Source organism: Brucella pituitosa (genome assembly GCF_965577835.1).
GTDB classification, from domain to species: domain Bacteria; phylum Pseudomonadota; class Alphaproteobacteria; order Rhizobiales; family Rhizobiaceae; genus Brucella; species Brucella pituitosa.
In genome coordinates, this window is sequence record NZ_OZ264094.1 from 425,427 (window position 1) to 447,492 (window position 22,066).

Consider the following 22,066-nt stretch of genomic DNA (forward strand, 5'->3'; position numbering starts at 1 on the left):
ATCGTGGCGACGATCATGTTCATCACGTCGGTCATAACAACAGCGAATGCTTCGCAGGACGTACTGCTGGCGGAGACATACCTCAACGCTGGGACAGCGAGAGAGCTGACAATCGACGCAGATGCAGGAGATTATGTTGTTGCCAGCCTGCATAGCGAGAAGGGTATTTATGATCTCAACTTACTGGATAAAAAGGGGCATCACGTCAGGAGGCTTGCGTCGCAGGCGAGCGGCGAACGGAGTTTTCGGTTTGTTGCAGAGGAGGGGCTCCGTTTCAAATTGTCTGTTTTGACAGCGGGTGATTTTCGCCTGTCTATAGATAAGAAGATTCATGTTGCAGAAATCGAGCAGCAGAAGCTCAATGAAACCCAAGTGCTGATAAGCCCGGCAATCCAGAAACTTGCTGATGGCATGTCAAAAGGCAGTTCAACGGAGACATTCTGGCGGGACATCAAGAAGAGCGGTACACCACTTTTTGAAGATGGTCAGGATGGCCAGAAAATTATGACATTTCTTGTCCGAGGAGCGCGCAACAATGCACGTATCTTTGGAGCGCCCACTGGTGAACATGAAGAAATGCAGCGACTGAGTGCTTCTGATGTGTGGTTTAAAAGCTTTATTGTCCCCGCTGATACGCGGCTTTCTTATCAAATCGCGGTCGATGTTCCGATAATTCCCGGAACTGCGCGTGAAAAACGTGTGGCGATCCTTGCGACGGCGAAAGCAGACCCGTTTAACCTCCATCCAATTCCAGAAAATGCACCCGATGCCTTTAATCAGGATTCGGTATTTGAAACAGAAAGTACCCAGGAACAACATCTCATCAAGCCGCAAGGCAACCCCAAGGGCACGTTGGAAAACTTTGATTTTGAAAGCAAACAGCTCGGAAATACCCGCAGAATAACAATTTATCGCCCAGCTGATTTCGACGCCAGTCGCAATGATACAATTCTGTTATTCGTTTTCGACGGGGTTGAGTATCAAACCAAAGTTCCGGCGCCGCTTATTCTCGACAATATGATTGCTGAGAAACTTATCCCGCAAACGGTTGCCGTTTTTGTATCCAATCCTGATAGCAATACGCGTGCAAAAGAGCTGCCCGGAAATAGTGATTTCGCGGATTTCATGGCTGAAGACGTTTTGCCAGAAGTGCTGAAAAGGACGCAAATCAAGCATCGCGCAGAGCGAACTGTTTTAGCAGGATCAAGCTATGGTGGTTTGGCGTCCATGACAGTTGCACTTGCCCATCCGCATACTTTTGGCAATGTTCTGAGCATGTCTGGTTCTTTCTGGTGGAGCCCTGAAGGCACGCCACCTGACCGAACTGAGTATATGGCTTACCGGATTGCAAATGTCGATAAGCCGCCGCTACGTGTATTTATGTCTGCGGGTCTGTTTGAAACAGGGCACAGCGGGGGCACTATGTCGATATTGGAAACCAATAGGCACTTGCGCGATGTTTTGCAGGCAAAGGGAGTCCCGACTAACTATCAAGAATATTCAGGCGGTCATGATTACATTATATGGCGAGGGGCACTGTCTGACGGATTGCTTGCACTTTTTCAATGACATCCAGGCAATTGAAACTAACGAAAAATATGCTGCAAATTAATTCATGAGCGCCAGGTTTAAGAGCGCGTTTTGATCTGAAATCAGTTCGGCACTTTTCCGAATGTGTTCTAAGAGTGGATTTCCAGCCAAATTGACTCTGCTTTAATCAGCGACGATCTTGTGCGGAACACCACTGCTTGCGGTAGTCTTTTTAAAGAAGCGCCGTGAAGCGTGAGGTTCCAGCGCTCAGAGAACATAAAATCCAAAGTCAGGTCGTGCCTTGTTGCATGCGTGCTGAATGGAAGCCGATCAGTGAAATGATGAATGCGAAAATTGCTGTTCAATCTTATCAATAACCATCGCATTTTCTGAAGTAGTCACCGACAACCTATTTGAAGAATAATGCATCAAAGCAATCTTGATGCCCGGCCGCTGCGCCGTTTGGCATTGTTGTAATAGCTTGATGCCTGCTGCACGGAGCGATGACGCGATTGTTCCATGGCCTCTGGCAGGGAAATGCCGCGATTGGCGGCTTCGGTGAGATAGCCTGAACGTAAGCCGTGTGCCGAGAATTCTCTCGCGTCGAGGCCGGCCATCTCAGCTCGCTTTTTGACGATCGCGTTGATGGCGCTCGGTTCGAGTGCGCGCGCCGAAACATTGCCCCAGCGATCAACTTTTCGAAACACGCTGCCCTTGTCGATTTTTGCTGCTTCCAGCCAGCGCGTGAGGGCTTCGACAGGACGCCCGGACAGATAGACGATTTCATCGTGATCCGCGCCACTGGTTTTGGTGCGCCCAAGATGAATGCCGAGCGAGGGGAGGGGAGGGCCGTCTTCATCGGTGACAGGTGTCTGTTTGACAAGCTGTTCTATGCGCAATCCGGCCACTTCGCTGCGCCGGCGACCGCCCGAGGCAAAGGCCACCATCAGAATGGCCCGATCCCGCAATGCGGTGAGATCCTCGCATGAACACGTCGCCAGTAACTTGCCCAGAATATCGCCGGTGATGGCACTGGCACTCTTGCGGCTGCGCGGCTGGTTCAGGGCGCGCACCGCAAGCCGGATTGCCGATTTGATGGACAGTGACGAGAACGCGCCTTCCAGCCCGCGCCAGCGGGTCAGCGTCGACCAGTTGGCCAGGCGGCGGCGGACGGTAGCCGGTGCATGTGGCCCCGACACGCGCAGAAAGCCTTGTTGGCGCAATTCCTCTTCCACGTCGGCCGGCATGCCGTGATCGGGTTCGAGCTCGCGCTGCTGCGGCCGCCAGAGATGATGGGCAACGAATTTCAGCAACAGGGCTTCGGTCGAGGGGAAGGGCAGGGGGCTGCCGGTTGCAGCCATCGACCAGGCTTCGAGATAGGCCAGATCCGAAGTCAGCGCGCGCAGGGTGTTTTCGCCCATGCCTTCATTGACCAGGTGGCGCAGGGTTTCGATATCCTGATCGGTCAATAGCCCGGCGAGCCTGTCGCGGCGGTTCAGCGGCAGAACAGCCGCTATCGTATCTAAAGTCCCGGTGCGTTTTTCAATCGAACCTGACGACGAGCTGCTCATTTCGGCAGTCCGTTCTCGTCATAGAGTTCATCGTGGTTCGAAGTCTGGTGCGTGTTTGCAGGCCTTCCCTTAAGCGCCAGCGCCCAGACTTCATCCCATGTGCCCTGGCCGTTCTGCGAAATTGGCACGATCGCGGCAATAGGATCGCCAGCTCGACAGATGACAACCTCGTCATCGCGCAAAACGAAGTCAATCAGTTCGTCAAATCGCTCCGCCGCCTCGGCAATGTCCACGAATACCTTCACCGCCACTGCCCTTACCAGATGCGCTCATGCAGAATCGCGTCGAACGCCGGATCCGTCGAGATGAAAGTGCAGTGCTCAAGCCGCGCCTGAGCGGCAAGAATCCGGTCCCACGGATCGCGATGTTCCCAATCAAAATTTGCTGCAAGTTCGGCATGCAGATCGGTGATGGCTAGTGTTTGCAGGCCGCTTTCCGTGACGGCTGCCCGCAGTTCCTGGGGCTTGAGATCAAGCTTGTTCAGGCGCATCTTGTTGTCCAGCTCATAGAACGTGACCGCACTGACGAGGATAGCATTTGCCTTGTCCTCGATCAGCGATCGTGCCTTCGTGGACAGGCGATCACTACCGATTGTCCACCAGTAGACGGCGTGGCTGTCGAGCAGGATTTTCATTGCGTGTTTTCGCTATTGTTGGATTTGCCTTGCCAGACGCCGGTATCATCATTCCAGTCTCCGGCATCGATCGCCGCCTGCTCTGCATCAACTGTATCGAACAGGTTGTCGGGCAGGCCACGATGGCGCAACAGGCCAAAAGGGCGCTTGCCACCGTCCGCTGCTGGACCGATGCGGGCGTAAACTTCGTTGCCACGCATGATGACGATCTCTTCGCCCTGGTTGGCGCGATCGAGGACTTCGGCGAAATTCTTGCGGGCTTCGCTGATCTTGTAGCGCGTCTGGGGCATCGGGACCTCCGAAATTGGTCGTACGCCATTGATACCATTGTTTTACAGCACGTACAAGTGCCTCGTACATATCACCTCCGATAACCTATACTTATCGGAGGTTATAAGCCCAACCCAGAAGTATCCATAGTGCCGGACAATAAATAAGCACTGGTGTCCGTTTGAGAATTTGTTTACCATAAATTCAATGCGTTACGATCTCGACCAATTGCCTCTGAAGTCCCTGTTGCAGCCGCTGGCGCGCGCCGGTGCAGCTTTGGCGCGTCTCGATGAGCGCCTTGCTCATTCGCCGGTCGGCAAAGGCCTGATTGAACGTTTGCATTTTGCCGATGCCTGCGCCTCGTTGTGGCTCGATGGCGAACTGGTCGAGATGGAAGATCTCGTCCTGCACGAGGCGGCCCGCGATATTCGCTCACCGAGCCACCAACTGACCATTGCCCGGGACGTGTTGAAGACCCGACTGCGCATTGTCGCGCAGTCGCCAGACTGGGCGCTGAGTGCGAACGGCTTGCGCAGTTTGCGGCAGGCGGGACCGGCACCCTCTTTTGCTAATGATGGCATCGTCGCGGAGGGTGAGAGTGCTGCAGATTACGATGTGGCCGTCGATCGGCCGGGTCGGGACGGGGAGGGGAGAAACAATCGTCTGGATGACGGGCTCGACCTGCCCGGTGTCGATCTCGACGCCATCGACGCGGTTCTGGCACGGTCCGAAGACGTTCTCGCGAAAGCGAGACAGCCGCAGCGGTTGCCGAAGGCCGAGGCAGACCCGCTGATCCGCGATCCCGACTGGGATGAGGACGAACGGTTAGAGCAATGGCGAACCGTGTTGCGGTCGATCCGCGATCTGCCGCCGGTGCTGCAGGCCATCCTGGCGCTCGATGCCTGGAACGAACTGGCGGTCTTGCAGCGGGCGCCGTGGCTGGGCCGTCTGCTGGCCGCCTCATTGCTCCGGCGCGAAGGCCTGACAAGTCAGGCGCATCTTCTCGCCTTTAACGCCGGTCTGAAAACCATTCGCGTCGAACGGCGACGTCATAGCAGTTTTGAAACCCGGCTCATGTCCAGTCTCGACGGGCTGATGGCCGGTGTCGAGCTTGGTTTTAGGGAGCATGACCGGCTGATGCTGGCACGGCAGATGATGGAAAGGCGGCTTATGGGCAGGCGGGCCTCGTCTAATTTACCAGGACTCATCGAGCTGGTGCTGGCCAGGCCCCTGGTTTCGGCTGGCATGATCGCCGCCGAACTTAGCATCACACCCCGTGCCGCTCTGCGCCTCGTCGAGGAGCTAAACCTACGCGAAATGACCGGCAGGGGGAGGTTTCGGGCATGGGGGATAATTTAATGAGACACTCTGTGGATCGGATGAAAAAGTTATGAGCGACAACAATATTGCAAATGCATCGGCATCTGCTGAACGCTTGATGCGTGCGTATCACAAGCATTCCCTAGAACCTGATCCCGATACACTGTTTGCGCTACTCGAAGCCATGCACAGTGCGAATGATCGTTTGAAGAAAGCTTGTGGCATTGACTTCATAGACTTGCCTGATTTTCTCGCTCTAAAATGCCTCAGGAACTTCTTTCATCACCATGATGAGTTGCGCCATAGCGTTCGCGTGATCCCCACTCGCGACCTTCCTATTGATTCCGATCTGCTGTTCTTGTGTTTAGTTCCCCGAAATCTGATAGATGACGCGATAGAGCAGACAAGTGTACGCTACAAAAGCCAGTCACGATATGCTTGTGAACACCGGTTTCATTGGTACGGTAACGTTGTAAATATTAATCCGTGTCTGTTGAACTTCATAGTGCATGCATATGAGCGATTGACTGCTGCCAGCATTGAGCTTTCGGGCGCTGAAGCTGAAGCGTTTCGATGCAGTTATAATTTCGAGGCGGCTTCTGGGTTCTCTCATTTCGTTGATGGCCGTATTTCGACGACGGCCGGGAATATTGACCAGCTCCTGTCGGACCTCATAGAATAATTTAGGCTCAGGACTCATTCCTTTCCGAGCCAAAAGATTACGCATTAGTTAGCCTCCTTAGGCTAAGCCCCCGCCAGGTCATTGTTGAAGAAGACGTTCCTGCAGGAGGCCGATCCGAAGCAGCATTGGCGAAACAATGCGGGTTTTGTGGTCTTCCCCATGGGATGATCCGTTTGGAATGTTAGTGCATGCTTGGCCTTCTGGCCACCGCTGGTGTTGAAGCCGGTGCGTTCTGGCGAGGCCAAATAGTCGTTTGGGGTGCCGGTGGCTTGTAGTCCAGCGTTAAGTGAGGCCACACGGTGTTGGCGGTTTGGCGTAACTCACGGTGATCCGTTGCGTTGAATTTGCTGCGAGGAAAGTAATGCACTTCGTAAATGGGATCATGGATCGACGTGAACTGTTGCACATGTCACGCCGATTTAAAGCACTTCATAACTCGCTCTCGTCTTCGGATCGGCTGATGCAAACTCTCCGCTCGTTTGTTCAACTCCTTGTGCTGGCAATGATTGCAAACGCTCAGACCTATTTCTCGTTTGGCAGAACCATATGATTCTAGCTTGTCAGTGACCATGGTGCGCAGAGAACAGCCCTGCGCAGAGAGAAGTTTTCTCATGAAGAGTTTTGCGGCGTTTCTGGACCAGATCATCCAACACTAAGCTATCTCGATCAACCGCACGGCATAGAATGTGATCCTTGCCTTTGATCGATATCACGCATTCATCCAGATGCCATTTATCCCCAAAGCGTGAGTTCCGGCGACGTATACTAGCCGCATAGGCACGTCCGAATTTCTCAGCCCATTCGTACACCGTTTTATTTGTGATGGAGATCCCGCAATGAGCCAGCATATCTTCGACCATGCTATAGCTCAGTGGGAAGCGAAAATACAACCATACAGCTTCGGCGATAATATCACCGGGACAACAATGGCGGTGATAAAGTGAGGCGCGTGGTTCGGTCATATCCTGTTATCGTCGCACATGCTTACTCTGAGGTTAAGGTAACAGTGTCAAACGGAGTACAATCATCTCCACGTCTCCGCCGTGAATCGAGCTCGGTCACAGGAATAAGAATGGCTAAAGCTTATCCATCACAACGGGTTTGTTCTATCTCAGAACTTGACCAAAGCCTTGGAAATCAGGAGAAACCAGTCATTTCAGTTATCATATCACTTGAAATAATGGAGCTATAATTTAGGGTTGTATTAGTGATTTGCTCTACTAGGAAACATTGTGTCTGCCGATACCAATTTCTTCGCCACCATTGCCGCAAACGGCGGCAATACCGACGTAGTTTTCGTACATGGGCTTTCGGGACATGCTGTAGAGACATGGACGGCCGACCCCTGCAACGAGCCGGAAGGTGGGTACTGGCCGAAATGGATTGCGGTAGATCTTCCGCATCTCAATCTCTACACAGTCGGCTATGCAGCAAGTGTCTTTGCTCAATGGGCAAAGAAGGAAAACAATCTCTACGATCAGGCCAAGCATGTCCTTGAGACCCTCGCAAGTTATGAGTTTGGCAGTCGACCCATCATATTCATCTGTCACAGTCTTGGTGGATTGCTGGTCAAACAGATATTGCGCACGGCGCTTGAATCGAGCGAAGAAGCCTGGCAGACCATCGGTGACCGTTGTACTGGCGTTATCTTCATCGCCACGCCGCACAGTGGCTCCAGCCTCGCAAATCTGCTCAAAACCTTCGCGAGGGGCTTTACATCGTCACACGTCAACAAGCTCCGCGAGGATAACGATGACCTCGTCGAGTTGAACGAGAGCTTCCGCGCCCATTGCGCGCGAAAGGAAATGAAAGTTGTCGTCTATTTCGAAAAATATCTTACTAAAAAAGCGTTGCTCGTCGTTGACCAGAGAAGTGCCGATCCAGGTATCAGCGGGGTCATGACACTCCCCGTCGATGCTGATCACATCAACATCTGCAAGCCAACGAGTCGGAATAGTACCTTTTACAGCAGTATAAAATACCGGCTGAAGACAATGGCACCCCCAGAGCCGCCAACAGATGCGGCTGCTCTCGGAAGGTTTGAAGATGATGATCTTGCCGAGCCGGCTGCGAACGATCGGCGGGACCTATTGACGAAAATGATCGCTGCGGGTCGCGAAGAACAGTATGGTTTCGCTAATGACTCTCAAAGCAAATTTGCCAGGCCGTTTCTGGCAAACGGACTGAAAACGCCAATATCGACTGTCTACAAGCGTTTGCTTGCCGATGTCGAACAGCGTTTCCAGCAGTACGTTTTTTATCCGCTCATCTGTAACGGTGCAGACGAGCGCGCAATCACCGCAGCAATTCAAGACCATATAATAGATCCACTTAGTCGGGACTATGCTTCGGACAACGCGACGGCAAAGACGATTATGAACGCACTCTATTTTCTAACCGAGAGATGTCATATCCGTTGGGACCGGCCATGAAACATCACGAAATTCGCAGCTGGTACGCCCAGCTCGATCTTTTTGACACCGCCCGTCGTTATCTGGCGCTGCTCACACGTTGGAAGATGGAGCCACCGACCCGGGACCGTCTCTTCGTTTCCGACTTCTATTTCGTAAACCCAAGCCTCTTGCATCTCACTCGAATGACAGGTGACGTCCGGAGGATATTTACCGACTTACATATTCCAAGACCGGGCGATACCTTCATCCAGTATCCGTCTCCCCCACTGCTTTATACGAAAATGGGTGGGATTCAGGCTCAGGCGTTACACAACCTTATCGGGAAGGGGCTCGTCGATTTAGAGCTCGTCGACCAGGATCGCTACTGCCTCAATGAAGCTGGACGGAATCTTGCATCTCAGTTGGGTGATCGTCTCGTTCTGCCCGGCGAGGAAAAGATTTTGAATTTTCTTGTCACAGACTACGTCACAATCGGCCAGGGGAAGCGTGGGCTGCGCGAGATGACCGGGCTAAGAAGGATCGGTACCTAGCGTGGTTTCATTTTTTGCACTCAGGCGACTTCGTGTAACTCAGGGCCAGAAGGTTGCCTATGATGAGGTCTTCCATCGTGGCGTCAACATCATCAGGGGCGAGAATGGATCGGGAAAGTCGACGATAGCCGACTTTATCTTCTATGGCCTTGGCGGCGAATTTGATCGTTGGAAAGACGCTGCCAGAGACTGCTCTGCAGTCCGAATTGAAGTCGAGACGGCTCAGTCGGTTTTCACGGTCCAGCGCTCTATTGGCACGAAGCAGGAGCCAATATTCGTATTTTACGGTTCACTGGAAGAATCCCTCGACAAGGGCATTGACGAATGGCAGCGCTTGCCGATCCGCCGGCCTCCAGGGGGGCTCGATCTCTCCTTTACGCAGATCATGTTTCAAGCCGCGGAAATACCAGAAGCACCGAACGCGGCAAACTCGAATATCACGATGCACCAGTTGCTGCGGCTGCTCTACGCCGATCAGCAAACGCCTCCTGGGAAGCTGTTTCGGTTTGAAAGCTTCGACACGCGCGAAATTCGTGAGACCGTGGGACAACTCGTCATTGGGGTCAATGGATACGAACTCTATGAAAGCCTGATTGCGCTTAGAGAGACCAAAGCCGAATACACAGAGATGGACCGCCTCTACAGGGCTGCATTGATGTCGCTGCCCAGAGCTGAAGGTCTGACTTCGATTGCCAATCTAGATACCCGACTTGGCGAGTTGAGCGAACGAAAACAAAAGATCGAAACAGAAATTCGCAATGTGCATGCCGCCGTCGGGGAGGATCAGACGAAGCAGTTTGTCGCGGAGCGCCAAACACTGCGCCGCCAATTGCAGAAGATGGTCAATGAACTTCAAATTAAAGAGCTAGGCTTGACAGATCTCAAGGACGAGAGCGTAGAGCTCGAGAAATTCATAGAGTATCTTGGGCAACAACTTGCCGCCCTCAATGCAGCTGAAGACCTTTCAACCAAACTTGGTAACATTGAATTCCAATACTGCCCTTCCTGCTTGAAGCCGCTTTCCGATAAGCATGTCCAGCATTGTATTGTATGTGACGAGGTGATTGACGAGGAAAAGGCACGATCGCAATATTTTGAGCTGAAGGTCGACAACGAGCTCCAGATCAGAGAATCGCGCCAGCTCCTTGCGGCGAAGGCGGCGGAAGCCGATCATCTTGAGGGATTAGCAAGAGTTCTTCGCCGCGATTACGCATCGGCGATGACCGAATTTTCCTCGCGCTATTATGTCAGCAACTCCCCGCGCGAAAGCTATCTCGCGGAGCGATTTAAGCTACTCGGTGGCCTTGAAAAGGAACTCGAATATTTGGAGGAACTAAGAGCGACCCTCCAAGAGATCGATAAGCTTTCCGCACAGCGGGCGAAGCTTAATGACGATATCGTTCGGCTAGAAGCCAGGATCAAGCGCCTCCACTCATCGTCTCATGCGCGTACCGAGAAAGCGATGAATCTTGTCAGCACAATTGCCAAGCGTATCTTGAGAAAAGACATCAAGCGGCAGGAAGTCTTTGAGAATCCGACGACATTTTCGATCAATTTTGCGGACGATGCGATGTTGGTCGATGGCAAAATGAACTTCGCCGAGAGCAGTAACGTGGTTCTCAAAAACACGTCCATTCTGTCATTGATGCTCGGCGCTTCCTATGACGCTGAATTCTGGCATCCAAAATTTCTCTTGATGGACAACATCGAAGACAAGGGAATGGAGCCGATGCGAAGCCATAAATTCCAGAAAATCATGATCGAAGAATCGAAGAATGCGAAATTCCCGCATCAGATCATCTTCACAACATCAATGATCGATCCGGAACTTGAAAGAAGCCAACTGACGGTCGGGCCGCATTACACGAGAGAAAAGAAGACACTCGCCAATATATGACGTTCGTCACCAGACGTGTCTCAAAGGGGAAGCCGTATCTCATTGGGAGTGATGCATGCAAGGTTGTGTATCTGAGTATAAAGAGGGGCATGCATGAAACGTCGGGATGTTGGGACAATCGGCGAAAACGAGTTTATCAGTTGGTGCGAACCCGAGGGCTTCAAATGGACCAGACCATCCAATGATCGACTGGGCTGGGATTTCATCCTGGAGCGCGAGCCCGAACCGCGTGATGACTTGCCGCTTGACCGCCAGAATGAACTCCCGAAGTTTCTTGTCCAGATAAAGTCCACCGACCGGTTAGGAGAAGCTCCTCGGATCAAGCTGTCTGCACTGAAGCATCTGGTTGATGCCGATATGCCTGCGGTGATCATCATTCTGGAATTCGGCAAAGGCGCCCGGCAACCTAAACGCTGCCGGGTTGTTACCGTTGATGCACAATTGATATCTTATGCCCTGCATCGGACGAGGCAGCGGGAAGCGGCTGGAAAGCGAAGCCTTCACAAGGAGCGTGTTCGTATACCACTTGATGGTGCCATCGAACTTTCTCCGACAGGTGAAGGTTTGTCTAAGACGCTCGACCATATGGTTGGCGGGTCGTTTTCAGATTACGTGAAAGACAAGATAAGGATACGCGAAACATGCGGATACGACGAGGGCATGGCAACAGGTCGCTTTGCCGTTCGTGGAAAGGACGCCAAGGAACGGATCCAAAACCTCTTGCTGGGGAGGAGTAGTGAAATTGATGTCGCCGACCTCACCATTGAGAACCGTCGTTTCGGCATCTCTCTTGCGAACGATACAAGTTTCTTCGATCAGGCCGTCCTTGAGTATCATGCGCCGGCGTTTGAACTGGGACGATCGAACTTGAAGAAATCGAAGAGGGTGACTGGACGAGGTTTTCGGTCGAACTGTACGCGGTACCGCCCATGGATGAGAGCGATGAGAAAGCGCCAGTTCGCCTTGCAAATCCGTTTTTTGAGGTAATCCTCGATTTTGAAAAGGAGCAGGGCGGGGTATGCTTCGACTATGATGGTTCCCGAACGGTCGATCTGGACGAAGCGGTAGCAATTATCGAAGTAGGCGCAATATTGGCAAGATCAAAAAGAGAGCTCAAGATAGAGATCGACGGCATTCCAGGTGAATTGCGGCTCGCAATCGAAGAGGGGCAGGGAGGGTTCTGGAACTGGATCCCGGTCGTACCCATGCTTCGTCGGATACGCGCGGCAATGCAACGGCACAATCCATCCACCAAACCCGCATTGCTCTTGTCCGAGTTCTTCGATTGGATCGACAAGTACCGCGACTTCCTCGCTCTCGGATCCACACCCGGCGCGACACTGTTCATACCCCATTGTTCCGAAACCGAGGGGTTCGAGATGCAGGATACCCTTCTGGCCCCTTTGACGTTGGAGCTGGCCGGAGCGCAGTACACGGCGCTGATAGAAGTCCCGGTCGCGACCATGTGCAGCGACGAACGCGAGTTCAGCATTGTCTGCGGCAAGCCGCATGTAGTTGATGATATCGTTCGGTCGCCTGGTACAAACACCGACGATTTCATTGACCGAGCCGTCCGCCTGTCCACACGGAATCGCAATGCCGCTGGCCCGGCGCTTGTAGTCGCTTCGTTTGAAAATTGGGCGAAGGGCTAGTACACGGTCCACGCCCATCGCGCGAGTGATCACCCGCAAGTATTAGCTGAGCGCGGAAGGTGCGTTCTGTCGCGTGCCCAGCATCTGCCTGCTCAGACACTAACCGGGAAAACTGCCCGCTTGACAGCTTCTTACGAAACTTCAATTCGCCTGTCATAAACGCAGCGTGTAGCTGGAAAACATTCTTTGCCAGGTCTACGCCGATAATCGTATCCTTCATCTGCCGTCGTCTCCATTATGTGGTCTACACCACACCATCTTGGTACATTACGATGCCGTTAAGGGAGGGCGGCAACCACACCAACTTGTTCCGTCCCCTCAAAGAAGCTTTTCAGCGTTCGCACGGTTCTTTGCAGGAAACGAGACGGTGGGTTCGGTGCAACCAACTCGCTACTTTTTCCCTTTTTAACTGGGCGGTTTGAGCAGCTGTTGGAGGAAGCGCCCACTCATTCCTTGAGCCCCACACCAAAACGCCTGAGGTCACTTTCGGCGCCTGCCACCTCCAAGAGCAAATTTGCGCGACTGATTGCAACGTAAACAAGTTCCGGTTCACTAATATCTTCAATACCTACTATGAAGACGCATGGACGAGAAAGACCTTTGAACCGTCGGACTGTATCGAAGATAGCTCGCGCTGGGTGCATATCGTCGGCCTGACAAGTTTCAACCCCGGCAATACGAAACAAGCCCGCTTCAACATCGCTCGAACGTCCTGTCAGAACTGCGATCTGTCCAGGTGTTGCCTGGCCAGAACGTATAAGTTGTGCAACGCGCTCATTAACACGGGCAAAGGCGAGATCATGTCGTTTCACGCTGATTGCACCGACTGCTTCTCCATCCGGTCCCACCGCGCGGTTCGACTTTCCCTGATACCACCGCGACATAAGAGAATGGATCTTGCGAGTATTTCGGAGATTACGCGTCAGTGAGATATTGGCTTGCGGCAAGGCGCGGATGAAGGTGTCATCCTGAGCGAAAAGACGCTGGTTGTCATCGTAAAACACATAGAATTCGCCGTCGTTGATCTCACGCAAGCACAGCCTGAGGGCGTTGAGCCAGCTGTCTCGAAAATCTTGTCCCTCATCAATGATGACAGTATCAAATCCGAGTTCGGGGCTCGAAGTAACGGCTTCAACAAGAGCTTCCGGAAGCAAGGTTTCGAAATATTCCGGACCGCTATTCCGCGGAAGTGGCGTTCCTGATTGTTCGGCTATTGTACGGCAGATTGAGTGAAAGCTCGCAACCACCAGATTTTGTCGATCCTTGCAAAGCTCTTTGAGATAGTTGGCCAACGGAGCGTTGAAACACGTCAGGAGCGTCCGTCGGCCGTCCGCTGAAGACCGGAATGCCTTCTCGATGGCCAGAACAGTTTTTCCGCTTCCAGCGCCACCGGATATCGCCATCTCACGATTGTCTTCGAGCGAGTCCAGGAGCCACGCCTGTTCGGCCGTCAGCCGCTCGATCACCTGTGCATCCTCGGCAAGACTCGTTCCAATGTGGGCGCGCAGTTCGAAATGGCCCGTTACCAGCTCGTCCAGCGCATGCATACCGTCGAGGCCGAGTGGCTGCTCACGCACATCTCCACCTTCCCTGATCCGGTCAACCAGCCATTTCCCCAGAGTATCCATGTCATCCCCGAACGCTATGATGTCGATCGGTGCATCAGGACCAAGTGCGCGCGCGGGTTTGGCACTTCCCGGCAGAACAGCGGCATGGCGAGCGCGGATAAATCGTCGACCCAGCCGCCTGTTGTCGTTCAGCCGCTTCAAAAAGTGATGCTTGCTGCTCCTTGCCTGCGCAATGGGATTTTTGATCTTGAACCGGAAGCCATCCCGATCTGTGCTTAGCCACTGCTCATCCTCTTCACGACAACTAACACGCCCACCTTTCACTTCAATAAACAGCAGCCCGTACTGTGCGTGGGCCAGAATGAAGTCTGCTTCTCCATCGTGCTCGGCGCCGTCCGTGTCAGCTTGATGCCAGGAGCGAGAATAGTAGCAAACATAGTCGTCCGGGACCTGGTCGCGGATACGATCGTACACCCGGACTTCCGAAGAGCGTTTTGGATCATTAAGGATATGCGGGGCCAGCGTTCTTGGATGCATGCGAGCCATTTCAGTTCCCTTTTTCCAGGAGTTTGCGGAAGAAGCCCAGTGACGGATTCTGAGGAGTACCTACGAGCAAGCCCCGATCGAGATGGCGGTTAAAATGCTCGCACGAAGTTTCCGGTACGAAGGCGCAGCAATGACACGCGGCAGATCCGGATCCCTCCGACAGAGACAGGATGCCGGTGCTGCAGAGCGGGTCGGAGGAGCACCATTCCATGTCGCGAAGCGCTGCGAGAAGAACCGGCTCCAGCTCGGCCGCCCGCCCTTTGCGCGAAAGGCCGCCCAGCGTCCCGTCTGCGTCAGGGGCCGAAGTGTAGAGCAGGAAACCGCACATCCCGCCTTGCCCCGGAGATACATAAAGCCGCTCGCGTATCGAGGCAGTCGAATATCCGCTGTCGAGCGACAGCCGCTCGGCCAACGCATGAGCCGTTGTATGAACAAGAAGAAATCTTGGTGAGACTTCCATCGGAAAAGGGCGGTCCGAGCCATTATGCTCTTCCCAGGCGCGTTTGGCAGCCGCATGAGCTGCTGCCGCGCGAGCTTTGACTTCCTCATTATCTTCCCACTCGCTCACGCTGCCCGGAGCGAAGTTCAGAAAGATACCTTCTCCACGAACCTCTATCGCAGGGAGCCAGTTCAGCTTTTCGCGAGACAAGGGAGCGATTTTTGCATTCCGATCCTCGGCCTCTGCCGGGCTCAGGCGCGTGAAACCGCGCAGTGCACGGACTTCACGAAGTCTGTCGACCGAAACGAGGTTGGAAAAGTAGGTCTCGAGTGAGGCAGGGATCCGCTGAGGATTGATCTTGAACTCGGGAAACTCCTCGTCCCGTCGCGGCCCGGAGCAAAGCATCATGTGCTCATTCAGGCGGAGATCGGCTGAATCGCTCGAAAGTATTGTCAGCAAGGTCTTTATCTTCGAGGTCAGTTGATCCGCGGTCACATACTGATCCGGCCATTCAGGATGGATTTTTTGACGGACATAGCGGGGTAGCTGTTCCGGATCGTCAAGCTCTTTCAGATCGTCCCAGAACCGCTCAAGATCGTCGCGGAACGAGCCACCGAATGGCGGCACATCTAGTGCTGAAGCAATAACCGGAAAATAGGCGTTGGACGCGCCACGCTGAATGGCCACCGGCTCGTTTGTACATTCGCAACCCTCGCCCTTGAGCCAGGGTTGAAGACCATCGCAGCGGATCTTCATGGATTTGAGCGTGCCGGGGCTCAAAGCTCCATCGAGATCTCTTTCTGCCGCGCATTCGGTGCAGTGAACCCGCAATCCCTTCAGGCCGGACCCGGCGCCCATGAGCTTTAGCGGTTTCCTGCGGCACCCTTCGGCATGGCGGGGCCAGGATGCCCACGGAAAATCCTGGAGATGTCCATCGAGGCAGGTGACGACAAATCTGACAGGGACGACAAATGCTTTCCTGGCTCGTCGCCCACGACCCGTGCTGCAGGAAGGACAGAAAAGCTCGGGCCGATCGGTTTCCTTTCCCCACGAGTGACTGCGTTGCAGAAGCTCGCATTTAGGGCACACATGCCAGTCGGGAAACCGGTAGGCAGGTAACAGCCGGTCACGGTTTACATTGTTCACCCGCTCCTGGCCCACAGGAGGAAGGCGAAATCCTCGAACGCCCAGTCGAGCCTGCAGTGGTTCGTGAGAGATGCGCTGATCGTTCAGCAGCCCTTGCCGGGCTGAAAACTGATCCCAGGCCTCAAGCCCCGCAGCGACGACCGAAAGTGGCGCGCCTCCGTCGCCACGAAAGTCGATAATGGCACCCGGTCCGTTGCCGGAAAGGACCTGGCTCCGTCTGATGTTACCGATCGGTTTCATTGTCTGTCCTCTCTGCTGCGGGCCTGTTCGACCAGAACAAATGGAGTCGATGCCTCAACTGAGCGAAGGCTGTTGGGTGTGGGCTTCTGGTACCGGTATCGGCTTTTGTTTCCCCGGGCTGCAGCCGTTTCGGCGGAAGTCAGAAGAGCCGGATTGTGGTCGTCCCAGTACGACTTGAGCCCCTGGAAATCGAACCAGTCATTCAGGAACGCATCCAGCTGCTCTCTTGATGCGTTTGCTTCACCGGGATCAATTCTATGTACGCGTTCTACGATGCGGTTCAGTAATGCTTCCGCTTCTCTCTGGTGGTCGTCGATCGCCCCGGGATCTGACATGCCGGCCACCAGATGACGAACCAATGCAACAAAGGGAGCGTGTAACGCTCTGTCTCTGGCGCGTGGGGCGAAAGGGGTAACGCTTGTCGCCTCGACCTCTCTGTAGAGACTGTTATGCCAGCTTGCGAATGTCTCGTAGCGGCTCCGGTCACGGGACTTTGCCGCGTTGAAGAGAGTGACTACGAGCCCCGGCCAGCGCCGATCTCGACCAACGCGGCTGGTGGCCTGGATGTATTCAGCGATTGTCTTTGGCTGCCCATTCACAAGCATAAGACCGAGCCGTGATACGTCCATTCCAACGGAAATCATATTACTCGCGAGTACGATGTCGACATGCTCTTCATCCTGCCAGTTACGTTCCAGATTTTTAAGATATCGTGGGATGTCGTTTGACCGTACCCGGCTGGTGAGTTCGATCTGGTTGTCAGTAAGGCGCTCCCTCTCGCCAACGCGGCGTGCAGCATAGTCGCCAATGCTCCTCGTCACGTCATCACGCATCAGAACGAGTGCACCGCCGAGCTCACGCAGAGAGTTGAAGTAATTGATCAGTGTCCAGTAACCGTCACGGACATGATCCTGGATTGCCGGATCCGTTGCAGCCTGCAGGAGAGTAGCTGAGACGGCTTGCTGGGTGAATTTGGCAGACCGGCCGACAGTACTGATACCGACATACCGGCGTCCGGGAAGCGTCCTGTCCTCGACGGCGAAACCTGAGTCACTATAGTCCAGACCGGGTGGCGGAAACTGGAAGGAGGTTCTGTCGAAAAGCGCGCGTATCTGTTGGGATGCGCGCCGGATCGTTGCGGTTGAACCGATTACCTTGGCGCGACGCCCGTCGGACGTACGGCAAAGCTCGTCAACTGCGGTTTCATAAAGACCGGCCAGGCTTCCAAGGGGTCCGGAGATAAGGTGCAATTCGTCCTGTATGATAAGATCCGGGGGCGCCGCGGGAGTACCGATCCCGAACAGCTTACCAGTGTGCTGATTACGGGTGATCTGCGCATACTTGTCCACTGTGCCGATCACCAGGGTCGGCTGCCGGTTGTAGACGTCTTCATCAACAGTCCATACCGGCAGCCGCTCCATACCGGAAGAGACGGCGCATCCCGTGGTCTCGCATCGCACTTCCACGCAGCTGCGGTCCCGAGCAACCCGCCAGTCCAGGGTCCCGTGGCAGCACGGGCAGGCGCGGAGCTGCGCCGGTGAGTTTTCGCTTTCTGGCAGGAGTGCTGCCTCGGCATCCTTGACGAAATTTGGAGTGGCGCCCTGACCCACCCACAAGCCGAGAGAAATGGGTGTGTCGGTGGCGAAGTGCGAAGGAGCCTCTGCAGCACCGGCTTTTGCCCGGCCTTTCCGGATCATTTCGCATGCGAGCACCAGAGCTGCAGCGCGCTCGAACTGCTGTACCGTGAGAAGGCGAAGCGTATACCGCATGAAGGTTGTAACGCCCCCTCCAGCGGGATCGCCTGCTGCCCGGAGTCTGCGAAGGAAGATCGTGAAAGCGGTCAGCAGGAGATATGCTTCAGTTTTACCACCGCCCGTGGGAAACCAAAGCAGGTCCATGGTCTCCCGATCGTTATCCTCGGGCTCGGCGAGTGAAGACAGGCACAGAAGAGCGAAACCCAACTGGAAGGGTCGCCATTTCAGTCCGTCCGGGCTGGCGTCACTTCGCCAGGAGTATTGAAGGGCCATGGCAGCATTGGCCATACGGAAAGCCGCGAGGGCATTTTTGTCCGATCGGACAAGCTCGATCCCCGATCGCATGCGAGTTTCCGCAGAACGGCAGGTGCGCATATGAACATCGCCCTGTCCAGCGAGACCCGCCGGCAGATTGGCGACCCGACCTTCAGCCTCTGTTATCCAGTCGCCGTAGGCATCGACGAATGTGTTCAGCCCCGAGACCAGATTTACGTCATCTGTTTCTGTGAGGACGGATGCGGACAGGATTTTGTCAACGGAACCTGTCCGGAAGTTGCCGGCACCGCTTGCGCTGACAACGTACACGGTGGATTCCGGAAACCAGCTGGTGGAAACCCAGCCCACGGTACCGTCAGTCGACTCGTCCCAGATTGCCGAACATGTGTGCCCCACCGCCCATTGTTGGGTCTGACGATACAGCAGGGCAGAACTCGACCGATCTTCATCGTCCAGATCCGGCGCGCCCGCGGGAGCCGGTTTCGGCACGAAGCTGCAATCGGCCTCACACCACACCGTCATCTTTACCTGAAAAAGCGCGGCTTTTTCATTCGCAGAGCGACTGACCTTCTCCGACGGGCCGGCATCGTTGGCGATGGCGAGCGTGACCAGCAGGACTGATTTCCATGGGGCGATCCGCAAATGGAGCGTTACGCCCGGTTGCCCCTTGTCGCCGAGGTTTATTCCGGGAAAGCCCGGTTGCGAGGCAACAACAAGGTCAACAAGGATCTCGGCGCGTCGCGGTTCTCTTTTCCAGTTCTGCTGCTTCCGTGTCCGGGGCTCCTTATCTTCTTCTGCCTCGTGCTCAATATAGCGAGCACCATCAACCCGGATCCTCAGAACAGGATTGCCTCCTGCAGGCGCTATTGCAAAGGACAGTCCAGCTGTGCTCGGGCGAAAGGTGGATGCGGCTTTTACACTATCAAGGGCAGTGCCGTTGATCTCCGCATCCTCACTCTCGGCCGCCTCATCGTCCTCTTCGGCGGGGATCGCCGTTCTCGGCGGAAAGAGGATACCGGTAAGGTAGCGATCGGTAGGTCGGTCAGACATCACCTCTTCGGGTGCCTCCGGACCCATCAAATCCACTTTCATCCGGTCAATCAATGTGTCTCGCGCATCGCTCATAAACCTGCCCCCTCATTAAAAATCTATCCGGAAACTCTTGCGAAGCCGCCCAACAAGGGCATCAGTGTCAGGGATGGCTCTCTCGTGGCTGATCCCGCCACAACAACCGTTGTGGCCCCCGTAATAGAAATCCCGGATACCTCCGGCAGTGCGGATCCCTCCGGAGCTCTGATTATCTTTCGAAGCACGTCAGTGAATTGCTGGCCAAGTACGCCAATCGGCGTTCCGTCGGAATGCAACCGAACCAGTAACTGGTCACTGCTGATTGGCACCGCATCCGCAGTCAATCGATCAGCTGATGCACGCCAGATAGAGCCAAGAACATCTTGTGGAGAGGCACCGTGGCCAGATTTCATAAATCTGCTCCATTCGATGAGGTCTCCCTCAAGACCGATTTCAATCTCTCGATAATCCCGCCGCGCCCGCCAGTGTCGTTCGGGAGTCCCGGCTGTGTAGAAGCGACCTGAGGGCGCCCATCCAGTACGAAGCTCATCGCTGGCACGCGTGGCCGCTACATAGAGGATGCGCGCCTCCTCTGACCAGTCAACACCTTCCTCCCGGCGTTCCGCGTTAAACAGAACCAGGACGCGATCTGACTGTCGCCCTTTGATTGAGTGTATGGTCGACAGAAGCGGCCCGGACGTTCCCTCATGATCACTGATGAGGTCTGGTGGTGGGAACTCAAGCCCCTCGGCAATTCGGCCAACGGCAAGCTCGCTGCGGCCTGTGTCATCGAGTTCGCGCAGAATCTCCCAGCACTCATCCGGCGATCGGGAAATCGAGGTCCGGCAGCCCGCATACATCTGGCCGAATGCTTCTCTGGTCAGTCTTGTATCCGGATCCAGTCCACCGAGGCAGGCGCCAATCCATGGCTCGATACGCAACGGCCTGTCGTTAAGGCGGATGCGAAAGGGCCTTTTCTTCATGCGCATCGCTTCTGCAGCTTCTAGAAGGCTCGACCGGTACCGGGTGAGGATCAGGCCGCGGGAGGTTGACGGGTGTCCGGTGTAGTCGCGAATCCGTGTCTCCGAGGCGCTTTTTTCAATCAGGTCACGGAGTTCGAAATACTTGTCCCGGGTTACAGGGTCGTTAGCGCGAAGAAACTCGCGGGCATCCCGGAAAAGCGCCCGAAGACTGTTTGTTCTGGCGCGGTGATCCTTCGATATTCGCATCGTGCGAAATTCCGATAACTGCTGGACATGATCAAGAAGCGTATCGTTCTCGTTCCGGAAGCTCTGGTATCCGTAGATTGCTTGGGCAAAATCCCCGAAGACCGTTATCCCGCATTTCGGATGGACTTCGTTGATCAGTGCTTCACAAAACGCCTTTCGCGATCCGACAAGGTCCTGCGCCTCGTCGATGATTACGTGTTCAAGCGGGTCGATGAGATTTACCACAAGGGGGTCTCGCGCTCGCAAAAGGCTCGCCGCAACCTGAACGGTCGCATCATGACCGCCTGCCATTCTGGCGCTGGCGGCGACAAGTAATCGTGCTGCATATGAATCGAAAGTATGTATCTGCACCATTGCGACGCCAGGGATGGACGAAAGGCGATTCTTGATCCTCTCTCTCAACTCGGCGACTGCAATACGGGTAAAACTTAACAGGACAATCCGGGAAGGCGTCAATCCTTCCGCCACAAGCCTCATCACGCGCTCGACTGCAGTCTTCGTCTTGCCGGTGCCTGGTCCTGCCTCCACGACAATACGCTCTGTACAGCCTGCTCCTGCGACAAGCTTTTGCTCCATGTCCGGAGTAAACTCGGTTTCTGTTTCGCTCTTGGACGGCACCCCGAACCAATCTCTCAGGAAGGCAGCATTATGCTCCCCTATCGACCACGAACCTAGGCCCGGATTGAAGCTTCCGCAGAGAGAAAGCACAATGATAGTTCCCAAAGGAACCACCTCACCGGAAAAGATTCGACCATCGGCTGTCAGGAAGCGTGAGGAGATCTCCCCTGTTGTCGTTCGCCGTGTTTCAAGCAAATCAACAAGTGTCGAGGTCGACCGTCCGGAGACAGTCGGGAAAAGCTCGTGAGGACCGCGGTCAACTATTTCTCCATGGTCGCCGAGCCCGATGATCCGACCGTCAGGTAGCGCAATGCGCTGGTGCGGTACCGCGACAAGAACTTTCTCACCATTCATCAGCCCAATGCCGATATCTCCGGCTCCGCAGAGTACATCAACAACAGATTCAATTACCGGTCGGCACGCTGCACGATGATTTTCACCGACAAAGCCTAAGATCCATTCGAAGACAGAATATTTGCTGACCCCCCTTCGAGCCCTCACAATCGCGCGAACAAGATCTGCGATAACACCCCGGTCGAGCTCATTGTCCTGATAGATTTTTTCCAGTCGGGCAAGGTAGTATTTTGATTCCAAGGACTTTACTCAACAACCACACATTGCGAAGATTGTCTGCCAAAGTGAGTCTCGTCAATGAAATAAAGTTGCATCAAAAGCAAATTTC

16 protein-coding genes and 2 pseudogenes are annotated in these 22,066 nt (G+C 54.5%); 8 read left to right on the plus strand and 10 right to left on the minus strand.

Annotation, left to right across the window (positions count from 1 at the left end; translation table 11 throughout):
• Positions 1-15: 15 nt before the first annotated feature.
• Entirely contained in the window at positions 16-1,569 is a 1,554-nt protein-coding gene (locus ACSME1_RS21270) for an alpha/beta hydrolase-fold protein (RefSeq protein WP_435655771.1), read from the plus strand.
• Positions 1,570-1,716: 147 nt separating this feature from the next.
• Here ACSME1_RS21270 and ACSME1_RS21275 read toward each other — a convergent pair.
• From ACSME1_RS21275 to ACSME1_RS21295, 5 genes and pseudogenes are all read right to left on the minus strand, one after another.
• Positions 1,717-1,832 (minus strand): annotated as a pseudogene (locus ACSME1_RS21275) (IS6 family transposase); the annotation flags it as partial.
• A 126-nt stretch (positions 1,833-1,958) separates the two neighbouring features.
• A complete protein-coding gene (locus tag ACSME1_RS21280; RefSeq protein WP_435655772.1) occupies positions 1,959-3,101 on the minus strand; it encodes a site-specific integrase in 1,143 nt (380 codons plus the stop codon).
• Entirely contained in the window at positions 3,098-3,346 is a 249-nt protein-coding gene (locus tag ACSME1_RS21285) for a type II toxin-antitoxin system Phd/YefM family antitoxin (protein WP_374844116.1), read from the minus strand. Before ACSME1_RS21285 ends, ACSME1_RS21280 begins: the two co-directional genes overlap by 4 nt.
• Before the next feature lie 11 nt (positions 3,347-3,357).
• Positions 3,358-3,735, minus strand: a complete 378-nt coding sequence (locus tag ACSME1_RS21290; RefSeq protein WP_105708631.1) for a type II toxin-antitoxin system VapC family toxin — start codon at positions 3,733-3,735, stop codon at positions 3,358-3,360.
• Positions 3,732-4,025, minus strand: coding sequence for a type II toxin-antitoxin system Phd/YefM family antitoxin (locus tag ACSME1_RS21295; RefSeq protein WP_105708629.1), 294 nt, complete (start codon positions 4,023-4,025; stop codon positions 3,732-3,734). The genes ACSME1_RS21290 and ACSME1_RS21295 overlap by 4 nt, the downstream gene beginning before the upstream one ends.
• Positions 4,026-4,203: 178 nt before the next feature.
• On the opposite strand from ACSME1_RS21295, the gene ACSME1_RS21300 reads away from it, so the two are divergent.
• Positions 4,204-5,364: an RHE_PE00001 family protein gene (locus ACSME1_RS21300; RefSeq protein WP_435655792.1), complete on the plus strand. Its 1,161-nt coding sequence runs from the start codon at positions 4,204-4,206 to the stop codon at positions 5,362-5,364.
• Between the two features lie 31 nt (positions 5,365-5,395).
• Complete coding sequence (locus tag ACSME1_RS21305; RefSeq protein WP_435655773.1) at positions 5,396-6,007, plus strand: hypothetical protein; 612 nt, start codon at positions 5,396-5,398, stop codon at positions 6,005-6,007.
• Positions 6,008-6,284: 277 nt separating this feature from the next.
• Here ACSME1_RS21305 and ACSME1_RS21310 read toward each other — a convergent pair.
• A pseudogene (locus ACSME1_RS21310) lies at positions 6,285-6,969 on the minus strand (IS6 family transposase); the annotation flags it as partial.
• 270 nt (positions 6,970-7,239) lie between these two features.
• Here ACSME1_RS21310 and ACSME1_RS21315 point away from each other — a divergent pair.
• The 5 genes from ACSME1_RS21315 (at position 7,240) to ACSME1_RS21335 (ending at position 12,500) form a co-directional block, all read left to right on the plus strand.
• Positions 7,240-8,439: an ABC-three component system protein gene (locus ACSME1_RS21315; protein ID WP_435655774.1), complete on the plus strand. Its 1,200-nt coding sequence runs from the start codon at positions 7,240-7,242 to the stop codon at positions 8,437-8,439.
• Positions 8,436-8,951, plus strand: a complete 516-nt coding sequence (locus ACSME1_RS21320; protein WP_435655775.1) for an ABC-three component system middle component 5 — start codon at positions 8,436-8,438, stop codon at positions 8,949-8,951. The genes ACSME1_RS21315 and ACSME1_RS21320 overlap by 4 nt, the downstream gene beginning before the upstream one ends.
• 1 nt (position 8,952) lies before the next feature.
• Positions 8,953-10,848, plus strand: coding sequence for an AAA family ATPase (locus tag ACSME1_RS21325; RefSeq protein ID WP_435655776.1), 1,896 nt, complete (start codon positions 8,953-8,955; stop codon positions 10,846-10,848).
• A 93-nt stretch (positions 10,849-10,941) separates the two neighbouring features.
• Entirely contained in the window at positions 10,942-11,835 is an 894-nt protein-coding gene (locus ACSME1_RS21330) for a hypothetical protein (protein ID WP_435655777.1), read from the plus strand.
• Positions 11,778-12,500, plus strand: a complete 723-nt coding sequence (locus ACSME1_RS21335; protein ID WP_435655778.1) for a hypothetical protein — start codon at positions 11,778-11,780, stop codon at positions 12,498-12,500. The genes ACSME1_RS21330 and ACSME1_RS21335 overlap by 58 nt, the downstream gene beginning before the upstream one ends.
• A 446-nt stretch (positions 12,501-12,946) precedes the next feature.
• On the opposite strand, the gene ACSME1_RS21340 is transcribed toward ACSME1_RS21335, so the two are convergent.
• From ACSME1_RS21340 to ACSME1_RS21355, 4 genes are read right to left on the minus strand one after another with little or no spacing between them, the layout of a single operon-like run.
• Positions 12,947-14,614 carry an NERD domain-containing protein gene (locus ACSME1_RS21340; RefSeq protein ID WP_435655779.1) on the minus strand — a complete coding sequence of 556 codons (1,668 nt, stop codon included), beginning with the start codon at positions 14,612-14,614 and terminating at the stop codon, positions 12,947-12,949.
• Position 14,615: 1 nt separating this feature from the next.
• A complete protein-coding gene (gene drmB / locus ACSME1_RS21345) occupies positions 14,616-16,439 on the minus strand; it encodes a DrmB family protein (protein ID WP_435655780.1) in 1,824 nt (607 codons plus the stop codon).
• Entirely contained in the window at positions 16,436-19,594 is a 3,159-nt protein-coding gene (locus ACSME1_RS21350; RefSeq protein WP_435655781.1) for a helicase-related protein, read from the minus strand. Before ACSME1_RS21350 ends, drmB begins: the two co-directional genes overlap by 4 nt.
• A 23-nt stretch (positions 19,595-19,617) precedes the next feature.
• Positions 19,618-21,738, minus strand: a complete 2,121-nt coding sequence (locus tag ACSME1_RS21355) for a UvrD-helicase domain-containing protein (protein ID WP_435655470.1) — start codon at positions 21,736-21,738, stop codon at positions 19,618-19,620.
• Between the last annotated feature and the right edge of the window lie 328 nt (positions 21,739-22,066).